Annotated in this window: 9 protein-coding genes; 3 read left to right on the top strand and 6 right to left on the bottom strand. The window is 64.1% G+C overall.

Translation table 11 applies throughout. The annotated features are described in order from the left end of the window. The 3 genes from C7I87_RS25795 to C7I87_RS25785 form a co-directional block, all read right to left on the bottom strand. The coding region (locus tag C7I87_RS25795) for a type I secretion system permease/ATPase (protein ID WP_149906865.1) at nt 1–1,621 on the bottom strand (1,621 nt) is incomplete at its 3' end. 35 nt (nt 1,622–1,656) lie between these two features. After that, nucleotides 1,657–3,138 carry an endo-1,3-1,4-beta-glycanase EglC gene (locus C7I87_RS25790; protein WP_149906864.1) on the bottom strand — a complete coding sequence of 494 codons (1,482 nt, stop codon included), beginning with the start codon at nt 3,136–3,138 and terminating at the stop codon, nt 1,657–1,659. Nucleotides 3,139–3,594: 456 nt separating this feature from the next. After that, nucleotides 3,595–4,521, bottom strand: a complete 927-nt coding sequence (locus tag C7I87_RS25785) for a DMT family transporter (protein ID WP_149906863.1) — start codon at nt 4,519–4,521, stop codon at nt 3,595–3,597. Nucleotides 4,522–4,739: 218 nt separating this feature from the next. On the opposite strand from C7I87_RS25785, the gene C7I87_RS25780 reads away from it, so the two are divergent. Together C7I87_RS25780 and C7I87_RS25775 are read left to right on the top strand one after the other, a co-directional pair. Beyond that, nucleotides 4,740–5,144 (top strand): YciI family protein, encoded by a 405-nt coding sequence (locus tag C7I87_RS25780; RefSeq protein ID WP_149906862.1) that lies wholly within the window; start codon nt 4,740–4,742, stop codon nt 5,142–5,144. A 14-nt stretch (nt 5,145–5,158) separates the two neighbouring features. Continuing rightward, on the top strand, nt 5,159–6,400 hold the full coding sequence (locus C7I87_RS25775) for an RNA polymerase sigma factor (protein WP_373424775.1): 1,242 nt from the start codon (nt 5,159–5,161) through the stop codon (nt 6,398–6,400). 154 nt (nt 6,401–6,554) lie between these two features. Here C7I87_RS25775 and C7I87_RS25770 read toward each other — a convergent pair whose 3' ends face one another. After that, entirely contained in the window at nt 6,555–7,160 is a 606-nt protein-coding gene (locus tag C7I87_RS25770) for an NADPH-dependent FMN reductase (RefSeq protein ID WP_149906860.1), read from the bottom strand. A gap of 89 nt (nt 7,161–7,249) precedes the next feature. On the opposite strand from C7I87_RS25770, the gene C7I87_RS25765 reads away from it, so the two are divergent. Then, entirely contained in the window at nt 7,250–7,618 is a 369-nt protein-coding gene (locus C7I87_RS25765; RefSeq protein ID WP_023770230.1) for a winged helix-turn-helix transcriptional regulator, read from the top strand. 505 nt (nt 7,619–8,123) lie between these two features. On the opposite strand, the gene C7I87_RS25755 is transcribed toward C7I87_RS25765, so the two are convergent. Then, complete coding sequence (locus C7I87_RS25755) at nt 8,124–8,519, bottom strand: acyl-CoA thioesterase (RefSeq protein WP_013893544.1); 396 nt, start codon at nt 8,517–8,519, stop codon at nt 8,124–8,126. Between the two features lie 401 nt (nt 8,520–8,920). Further along, the gene (locus C7I87_RS25750) at nt 8,921–9,862 is read right to left on the bottom strand and encodes a phosphoribosylaminoimidazolesuccinocarboxamide synthase (protein WP_149906859.1); all 942 of its coding nucleotides are present in this window, start codon (nt 9,860–9,862) and stop codon (nt 8,921–8,923) included. Nucleotides 9,863–9,990: the final 128 nt, after the last annotated feature.

Genomic DNA, 9,990 nt, shown 5'->3' with positions numbered 1-9,990 from the left:
CGAAGGCTTCGATCATGCCGCCGCGCAAAAGCATGACGCGGTCGCAAGCGGCGGCGATCGAGGGCTGATGGGTGATCACGATGACCGTGACGCCGGCCGCCCGTGCGGCCGAAAGCACCGCCTCGAGCGCGGCCTCGCCGCTACCGTCGAGGTGGGAGCTGGGCTCGTCGAGCACCAGGAACCGCGGATTGCCGTAGAAGGCGCGCGCCAACCCGATTCGCTGGCGCTCGCCGCCCGACAGCGCCCTGTCCGACGGGCCGATCATGGTCTGGTAGCCGTCGCGCTGCGCCAGGATCAGCTCATGCGCCTGGGCGCGCCTTGCCGCCTCGACGATCGCGGCATCGTCCGCCTCCGGGTCGAAGCGGGCGACGTTTTGCGCGATCGATCCCGGAAAGAGCTCGACCTCCTGCGCGAGATAGCCGACATGCTTTCCGAGCTGGCTTTCGTCCCAGCTCCCGAGGTCGGCGCCGTCGATCCTGATCGAGCCGCCGGTCGGTTGGGCAGCGCCCACAAGCAATCGCGCCAGCGTCGATTTGCCGGCGCCACTGGGGCCGACGATGGCCAACGCTTCGCCGGCGCCGATGGCAAAGGTCAGCCGCTTGAGGATAGGCTCCGTGCCGGGCCGGGCATTCGGCGGCATAAAGAAAACGTCCTGCGCGGAAATCGCGCCTGCCGGATCGGGCAGGATCAATTTCCGCGCCTCGGCCGGACGCGCCGCAAGCGCTTTTTCCAGCCGTGCCCACGCTCGCCTGGCGTCGGCGATCTGCCGCCATGCGCCGATCAGCTGGTCGAGCGGCTGCAGCGCACGCGACGATACCAGCGACGAGGCGAAGATCATGCCGGCCGTCATCTGCCCCTGAAGCACCAGCCATGCGCCAGCGCCAAGGATCGCCAGTTGCAGCATCATGCGCAACGCCCGCGAGGCGCCGCTGAAAATCGCATTGGCGCTCGAGGAACGGTCATGGAAGGTGAGCGCCGCCGCCACATGCCGTCCCCAGACCCGCGAAGCGTTGTCCACCATGCCCATGGCGTGCAGCGTCTCCGCATTGCGGGTAAAGGCCTGTTCCGCCTGGCTGGCCAGAGCCGAACGCTCCGTGGACAAGGCGTCGTTCCTGCCGATGGCAAGCTGGTTGGCCACGACCAGGAATAGCAGAAGCACCGCGCCGGCGACCGTCACCCAGAACAGCACCGGATGGATTAGATAGAGCAAGGCGAGGAAGACCGGCGCGAAGGGCAGGTCGAACAGCACCGCCACGCCGCGCGACCTGATGAAGGCGCAGACAGAAGCGAGGTCGCGCAGCGGCGACAGGCCGCCGGCATATTTTGCGCCGAGCGAAATGGCGAAGGTGCTGGCGCCCAGCTTCCGGTCGACGGTCGCCGCGACGCGCTGCGTGTAAACGGCCCGGATCGCGTCCAGCAGGCCGAGAAAGGCGAGCGCGAGAACCGCGATGCCCGAAAGATAGACGAGCGTCTCGACGCTGGAGGACGGCAGCACGCGGTCATAGACCTGCAGCAGGTAGAGCGGAAGCACCAACAGCAGGATGTTGATCAATAGCGAGAAGACACCGACATCGGCGATGGCGCGCATGAAGACCGGACGCAGGCCCGACGGTCCAGTCATTGCCGCTTTCCCCACCGCTGCATGATCCCGGAACCTTACGCGTGGCCTCCGAATTCGGAGCCGTTGTGCAGCGTGCTATTGGCGATGCTGTGCGTGGCGGTGCTGCTTGTGATGTGCAGAGCGCTCGCCGGCGCGTTGTCCAGCGTGTAGGCGCGGATGTAGTCGATCTTCATCTCGGCCGGCGTGGCCAGATGATCGGGCGGCGAGCCAGCGAAACCGCCGACCGCGAGATTGACCAGCATGTACATGGGCTTGTTCATGTCGGACGGCGTCGCCGCTTCCGCGACCTGAACACCATCATAAGTCCAGACGAGCTTTTCCGGCGTCCACAGCACGCCATATGTGTGGAAGCCCGCGGTGTCCATGGTATTCACCGTCGACGACACCTTGGTATGCGTTCCCGTTTGATTCGAGTGCGCCGTCATGATCAACGAGTTCGGGTCCTGCCCGCGCGTTTCCACCACATCCAGTTCCGGCGGCCACGAGCCGTCTTCCGGCAGCAGCCAGAAGGCCGGCCAGGCGCCGGCGTTCTCGGGCAGGTCGGCCCGCATTTCGAAATAGCCATAGGTCTGCGAGAACGAGTCATGCGTCGTCAGGACGCCGGACGTGTATTCGTAATTGTTGATGAGAGGCTTGATGTCCGCCGGCGCCTGCGCCGCGGTGATGGTGAGCACGCCGTTACCGACGCTGAATGGGTGGACGGAACTCGTCGGTGCGTAATTGGCGTTGATATACCATTGCAGCTCGGCATTGTCGCTCAACGTGCTGCCGTTCGGCGCTCCCCATGCGAAATTGGTGTCCCATGTGCCGCCTTGGGCATTGTGAAGATTTAGCGTGTTGAAGTCGTCGCTGAAGGACAGCTTCATTGCGGACATGTCGATCGGCAATTCGAACTGGCCGGGCTGCATCTTGTCGATGGTCGTGTCCTTGAACTCGAGGATCTCGCCGGATCCAAGGTTCAACAGCACGTTCGATCCCGCCTGGATCATGTTGGAATGGATGGCGTCGAACGACGTAAACCCATAGCCATTGAGTCGGACCGTGTCGGTGGCGGCAAAATTCGCGATCAGGTCGCTTCCATTGCCTTTCGAGACGATGAACGTGTCGTAACCGCCGCCGCCGTCGATCAGAACGTCATTTCCCCGGCCGCCGTCCAACGTCTGGTGCCCGGCCTTGGCGGTGATGATGTTGTCCAACCCATTTCCGAAGGCGTAGTTATTGGGGTTTGTAACGATGAGGTTCTCGACGTTGTCGGGGAGCTTGTAGCTCATCCATGTGCTGATCGTGTCGATCCCCGCCCCGGCGGCCTCGGCAACCTTGTTGCCCGCTCCATAGAGGTAATAGATGTCATCGCCCGTGCCACCATGCATGGTGACGTTGACACTGCCTACTCCATAGAACGAGTCGTTTCCCGCGCTGCCGTACAAGTCCGGCCCGGACCCTGACGCCGAGAACCAATGGTTGGAAGCGCCGCTATAGGGAAGAGGAGCACCTACGGCGTTGACGAAGAAGCTCATCGGATAAACCCTTCTCGTGATGCCTGGCCTGCTTTGATCCTTCGACACGACTTCCGGCCGGCCGCACCCCGACCAACGTTGCCATGCTCGATATCGTTCCAGGAACTTGCCATATAGTCTGCCATTGCATCGGCCATTCCGTGATATTTTCTTAACGGACAGCACAACAGACCGAAAAATGGTCCACAAATCGTAACAAGGCTGGAAAAATATTTAATAAAAATTTCATAATACGGGAAAATATACTTGCGACCATCCCTGTTTTCAGGTCACCCAGAGCGCTCTCTGCTTTCTGGCGAAGCCGTGCAATGCTCCGGAAATAACGCGTCGACCCGCCGCTTGGCGCTTCGAGGTCGTCGATCTCGTCGGCCGCGGTGTCGACAAAGCTGATCGCCGCCTGCCCGTCCAGCGGCCACCGCGAAGTGGCGGGCTGACTGTTTGCAGCGGACGCTGCCCTCAGACAGCGGCCTCGATCGGTTCGGCAAGCCTGGGATTTGAACGCGCCGCGATCAGGCAACTCGTTACGATAAGGCCCGCTCCCGCCAGCGTGGTCCAGGTCACCGCCTCGTCGAAGAAGAGGAAGCCAAGCGCGATCGCCCAGATGAAGGCTGAGTATTCGGTGGGGATCAGATATTGCGCCTCGGCACGCGCGTAGGCCCAGCTCATCAGGAACTGGCCGGCGAGCGACAGCGCCGTCACCCCGGCGAGCGGAAGCCAGAGCTCGCTTGGCAGGGCAATGGCAAGCCAGGGTGCGGCGAGACCGAGGATGACCGCCACGCAAAGGTTCTGGAACAGCATGATCTCGATCGGTTTGGCCACCAGCGCCTGCTGCCGCGCAAGGATCAGGTTGTAGGCGTAGAACACCGTCGATACCAGCACCGCCGCCGTGCCGAGCACGGCATCCCTGGCATGGCTCGCCTGCCCGAACTGGCCACCCACGATGATTGCGACACCCGCTATGCCGGCCAATGAGGCCCAGATAGCCTGACGCTGTATCCGTTCGCCCAGCAGCAGCGCGGCCAGCAGCAGGGCAAACAGCGGTGCTACGAAACTGAGCCCGATCGCCTCCGCCAGCGGCAGCCTGGCGAGCCCCCAGAAGAAGGACAGCAGGACAAAGCCGACGACCACGGCACGCAGTGCATGCAGCCTGAGCACGGAAGGCGCGGGCAGCGTCCGCGGCCCCGCCGACCAGCCGGCGCCCGCAACCACGGTCGCGAGCATGCTGCGCCACAGCACCGTGTTGTAGACGCCGACCGCCAGGACCAGGACCTTCATCGCCGCGTCCATGCCCGACAGAAGGAAGATGCCGAGCCCGCAGACAAGCACCGGGACCATGGGAGAAACGGCGCCTGCCAGGCTGGATGACTTCACGAGGCCCCTCATGTGATGGATCGCAGCCGGATATATCAGGGCGGACCGGCGGGGCCAGATGGCAGCCCCGCCGATATGGCGGTCCAACCATGCCGGCTTGTGGCATGACCGAGGACCTGTATCACTGGGGACCTGAACTGCTGGCGACCTGAACTTTTTTGCCGTGCATGTCGATTCCGCCATCGCCCGTTCGTCATATGATCGAACCAACCCAACCAAGGAGAAAGACCATGCGGTTCATGATGCTGATGATCCCCGGCGGCTACGCGGAGGCGGCGCCCGATGTCATGCCCGGCGCCGAGGCGGTGGAAGGGATGATGAAATACAATCAAGAGCTGAAGAAAGCCGGCGTGCTGCTGGCGCTCGACGGACTGCATCCGCCGTCCGCCGGGGCGCGGGTCAGCTACAAGGGCGGCAAGCCCGTCGTCACGGACGGTCCCTTTGCGGAGGTCAAGGAAGTTCTTGGCGGCTATTGGGTGATCGATGTGCGCTCGCGCGAGGAGGCCATCGAATGGGCCCGCCGCTGCCCCGCCGGGGAGAATGACGTGATCGAAATCCGCCAGGTCTTTGAAATGAGCGAATTTCCCGAGGACGTCCAGAAGGTGGTGGAAAGCTTCGGCGAGCTGACAGATTGACGGCCACAGCCACCATGGAAGCGGTCTGGCGGATCGAGCAGCCGAAGCTCACCGCCAGGCTCGCCCGCACTCTCCGGGATGTCGGGCTGGCCGAGGAAATCGCGCAGGATGCCTTCGTGCAGGCGCTGGAGCGCTGGCCTCGCGACGGCATCCCGCGCAATCGGGCCGCTTGGCTGACCGAAGTCGCCAGGAACCGCGCGCTCGACCGGCTGCGCCGCACCACCATGATCGACGGCAAGCATCGCGAACTCGCCATCGACCTTACCGAACTGGAGCGCGAGATGCCCGACATCGAGGCAGCGCTTGACGAGGATATCGACGACGATCTGCTGCGATTGATCTTCACCGCTTGCCATCCGGTATTGCCAGCCGAGCAGCGCGCCGCACTGGCCCTGCGGCTCTTGGGCGGACTGTCGACGCCGCAGATCGCCCGCGCCTTCCTGGTGCCCGAAGCCACCGCCGCACAGCGCATCGTGCGCGCCAAGCGAACCCTTCGCGATGCCGCCATCCCGTTCGAGACGCCACGCGCGGAAGAGCGGCACGACCGCCTCGCCGCCGTGCTGGAGGTGGTTTATCTCATATTCAACGAGGGCTATGTGGCGACCGCCGGACCGGACTGGCTGCGCGCCGATCTGTGCGGCGAAGCACTGCGCCTCGGCCGCTCATTGGCGGCGCTGATGCCTGATGAGCCCGAGGTGCACGGGCTGGTGTCGCTGATGGAATTCAACGCCTCGCGCTTCGCGGCCCGCACCAGCGCAACGGGCGACCCGATCCTGCTGCTCGACCAGGACCGCGGCCGGTGGAACTGGTCACTCATCCGGAGCGGCCTCGACGGCCTGAACCGCGCCATGGCCCTGACATCAGCGCCTGGCCCCTATCTGCTGCAGGCGATGATCGCGGCCTGCCACGCCCGCGCGGTGACATCAGCCGACACTGACTGGATCGCGATATCGGCCTACTATCAGGCGCTTGCGCTCTCGGCCCCCTCACCCATCGTCGAAATCAACCGCGCCGTGGCGGTCGGCATGGCGTTCGGCCCGGCGCAAGGCCTCGCCATCGTCGAGGCGCTGAAGGACGAACCGCGCCTGAAGGACTCTCATCTCCTTCCCACGGTGCGCGGCGATCTCCTGGAGAAGCTCGGCCACCAGGCGGAAGCCAGTGCCGCGTTCCGCCAGGCCGCCCAATTGACCGGCAACGACAGGGAACGCGCGCTGCTGCTCGCCCGCGCCACGGCGGCCGCCGATCGCGACCTTTAGCTGGCCGTTCGCCGCCGCGCCAAGCGGTTTGGCAGATGCGGCGTTTCAAGCAGTTTCAGGCCCAGCCGCCACTTTTTTGCAAGAACCCCGCCAACAAAAAATGGGCGGCGCAAGCGCCGCCCGTATCCTTGGGAGGACAATCCGATCTGGCGGATCAGGCCGCCTGGGCTTCCCCGGCGACGGCATCGGCGGCACGAGCGGCCTTCAGGACCTTGGCCCACCAGGCGACGTCGTTGACCAGCGCGGTGGCGGCCTGGTTCAGGTGCTCGAGATCTTCGAGCTTCTTCTCGCCCTGGCGGACGGCGAGGAAATCGCCCCACGCGATATGGACGGCCGACTTGACCGGCGCCATCTGCAATTCGACGGCGTGGAGACGAAGCTGTTCGACGGCGCGGGCGCCACCGACGCTGCCATAGCCGACAAAGCCAGCCGGCTTCTTGTTCCACTCGTTGGCGGCGTAATCGATGGCGTTCTTCAGCACGGCAGTCGGGCCGTGATTGTATTCGGCGGCGGTGAAGATGAAGCCGTCGAATCCGGCGACCTTCTTCTGCCAGCGCTGTGCGATTTCGTTCTGCGACGGCGCCCAGGCGGAAGACGCGACCTCGTCGAAGAAGGGCAGCGGAAAGTCGCGCAGATCGACAATTTCGACATCGATATCGGCATGTGCCTTGGCGATCTTGGCGATCCACTGCGTCGGCACGTCGGCGAAACGGGCGGCGCGCGTCGAACCGACGACAATGGCGATTTTGGGCTTGGACATAAGGGCTCTCCTTGCGGGAATTTTTGGTATCGTTTGGATACCGGCGCTATATGTGATACTGACAAGCTGGCACGCAAGGAGGCACGTTTTTGTTACTGAGGCACCCGCATAACACCGAGGACTGCCGGGCCGTGTCGGAGATTTTGCAGCGCGTCGGCGACAAATGGACCGTGCTCGTGGTCGGCAAACTGGGCGGTGGACCGCTGCGTTTCAACGAACTGCGCGCGGCTGTTGGCGGCATCTCGCAGAAGATGCTGACGACCACCTTGCGCGGCCTGGAGCGCGACGGCTTCGTCACCCGCAAGGTGTTTCCGACCATCCCGCCGCGCGTCGATTACGAGCTCACCGAACTCGGCCACGAGCTGCTCGTCCCGGTCGGCGCGCTTGGCGAATGGGCGCGCAAGAACACCCAGCGCGTCCAGTCGGCGCGCGCCAGATTCGACGACATGCATGCGTGAAACCCTTGCACGGCAAGGGCTTCGGAATTTCGCACTGAGTGGCGCGGCCTGCTTGAAGGCGAAGGCATGGTTCCCTGAACCAGAAGTCTTGGTTCCCTGAAAGAGACCTGGATTTTTGTCTTGGCGCTCGATGCCGGTCCAACGCGTGCTCGGCCCGCAGCGACGGTGATCGCATTCCGAAAGCAGCCAATCAGGCTCTTGGCGCCATGGCCCCGCAAGGCGTCGGACCGCAGATCGTGCACGCCGCTGCCGGCTCCTTCACACCAGTCGTGTCATGCAAACAGGCGGTGCGCCCAAGGTCCTGTTTGACTTCGGCATAAGCAGTTATGCCGAGCAGGCAGGCCAGGGGCGGCGAGAGCCGCCGCAAGCCAGCCGTTCAATAGGTGTTGACGCATTGTCTTCCTCCGACGCCCGCAGAATTGGGCGTGGAGGCAACGGCAGGATGTCGCTGACCGCATCGCCCCGCGCGGGCGCTGTTACAAATGTCCCGGATCGGCGTATCGAATCAGCTCTCGGCTGGAACGGCCTTTGGCTTGCCCTCGCCGTCCAGCGCCACCATGACGAAATCGGCGTGCGTCACCTTTTCCATCAGGTCGGAGAGATAGCGCTGCGCCCAGGCCTCGACCTTGAGCGTCATCGAGGTGCGGCCGACGCGTTCGACATGGGTATAGATGCACAGCGTGTCGCCGATCTTCATCGGCTTGGCGAAGGACATCTCCTTGACCGCCGCCGTCACCACGCGACCCCTGGCGCGCTCGGCGGCGCGGATGCCGCAGGCAAGGTCCATCTGCGCCATCACCCAGCCGCCGAAAATGTCGCCGGCGGCGTTGGCGTCCGAAGGCATGGCCAGCGTGCGCAAGGTCAAATCGCCGATCGGCCGTCCATCCGCGTACTGCACCATGGGCCGAATCCTTGTGAGGTGATGATCATAGATCCCGTATCGCCGCTGCAGGAACAGGTCAACGCGCCGCAGCCGCTGTTTCCTCTAACCCTGGTTGTGCCTGATTTTCAGCGGCTTCGGGTTTTGGAACGGGCTTCCCCCACTCCGTCGCCGCTTCGCGGCGCCACCTCTCCCCCCTCCGGAGGGAGAGGAAGGGAGCCTGGCAGGGCAAGGCTAGCGCCCTTCCTCTACCCCGTCGATCGGGGGAGAGGTGGCGCCGCGAAGCGGCGACGGAGTGGGGGTCGACCGCTCTACGCGGAATTGGTGCTCGCCGGGTTGTGCCTGATTTTTGGCGGCTTTCGGGTGTCAGAGAGGGTTTCTCCCAATCGCCGGGGAACGCCGTTCCCGAGAGATCGCACCTCTCAAAAATAACCCGCAAGGTTCGCGCGGATGCGGTCGAGAACCGTATCCGCGGAAAGATCGGGAACGAATGCCGTGCCCGTGATCGCCTCGTAGGCCTGGGCATAGACACGCGAGGCCTGCTCGACGATCTCGTCCGGAATCTTCGGGACCGGGTCCTTGTAGGGATCGCAGCGCGCCGTCACCCATGACCGGATGAAGTCCTTGTCGAAGCTCTCCGGCCGCGTACCATCGGCCAGCGCCTGTTCGTAGCTCGCCGCGATCCAGTAGCGGCTGCTGTCGGGCGTGTGGATTTCGTCGGCGAGAATGATCGTCCCGTCCTTGTCGGTGCCGAACTCGTACTTCGTGTCGGCGAGGATCAGGCCACGCTCGGCGGCGCGCGCCTGGCCGCGGGCGAACAGCTTCAGGGCGTAGCTCGAAACGGTATCCCACTGTGTCGGCGTGAGCAGGTCCTGCTCCAGGATCTCGGCCCTCGACAGCGGCTCGTCATGGCCGCCATCCGCGGCCTTGCTCGTCGGCGTGATGACCGGCTCGGCCAGCTTCTCATTGTCGCGCAGGCCGTCCGGGAGGCGCATCCCGTACATCTCCCGCTCGCCGCGCCGGTAACGGGTCAGGATCGAGGTGCTGGTGGTCCCGGCCAAATAGCCGCGCACGACGATCTCGACCGGCAGGATGTCGAGCCTTGTGCCGACGACGACGTTGGGGTCGGGGTATTCCAGCACATGGTTCGGACAGATGTCGGCCGTTTCCTCGAACCAGTACCGCGCCGTCTGGGTGAGGATCTCTCCCTTGAACGGGATCGAGGTCAGGATGATGTCGAAGGCGCTGAGACGGTCGGTGGCGATGATGATGCGCCTGCCGTCGGCCAGGTCGTAATTTTCGCGGACCTTGCCCCGGTAATAACCCGGCAGTTCGGGAATGAAAGCATCCGACAGGACACGCATGGGTTCTCCTGCCTTGTGCAGAGTGGCCGATGCCCTCGCATAGTCCGTCGACCCCGTGCATATCAAGCGCGATTGTCGGTATTCCCCGCAACCCGGCCGGATATACCAGTCGCTTTTTTCACAGCCGA

The organism is Mesorhizobium sp. SARCC-RB16n (assembly GCF_008520305.1).
In the GTDB taxonomy this organism is placed as follows: domain Bacteria; phylum Pseudomonadota; class Alphaproteobacteria; order Rhizobiales; family Rhizobiaceae; genus Mesorhizobium.
Note: the sequence above shows the minus strand (reverse complement) of the source record. Positions and strands in the feature narration are given on the sequence as shown.

Excerpts from the sequence above, each read along its gene's own strand:
- C7I87_RS25790 (WP_149906864.1), bottom strand. The coding sequence starts at position 3,138 with ATGAGCTTCTTCGTCAACGCCGTAGGTGCTCCTCTTCCCTATAGCGGC.
- C7I87_RS25785 (WP_149906863.1), bottom strand. The coding sequence starts at position 4,521 with ATGAGGGGCCTCGTGAAGTCATCCAGCCTGGCAGGCGCCGTTTCTCCC.
- C7I87_RS25780 (WP_149906862.1), top strand. The coding sequence starts at position 4,740 with ATGCGGTTCATGATGCTGATGATCCCCGGCGGCTACGCGGAGGCGGCG.
- C7I87_RS25775 (WP_373424775.1), top strand. The coding sequence starts at position 5,159 with ATGGAAGCGGTCTGGCGGATCGAGCAGCCGAAGCTCACCGCCAGGCTC.
- C7I87_RS25770 (WP_149906860.1), bottom strand. The coding sequence starts at position 7,160 with ATGTCCAAGCCCAAAATCGCCATTGTCGTCGGTTCGACGCGCGCCGCC.
- C7I87_RS25755 (WP_013893544.1), bottom strand. The coding sequence starts at position 8,519 with ATGGTGCAGTACGCGGATGGACGGCCGATCGGCGATTTGACCTTGCGC.
- C7I87_RS25750 (WP_149906859.1), bottom strand. The coding sequence starts at position 9,862 with ATGCGTGTCCTGTCGGATGCTTTCATTCCCGAACTGCCGGGTTATTAC.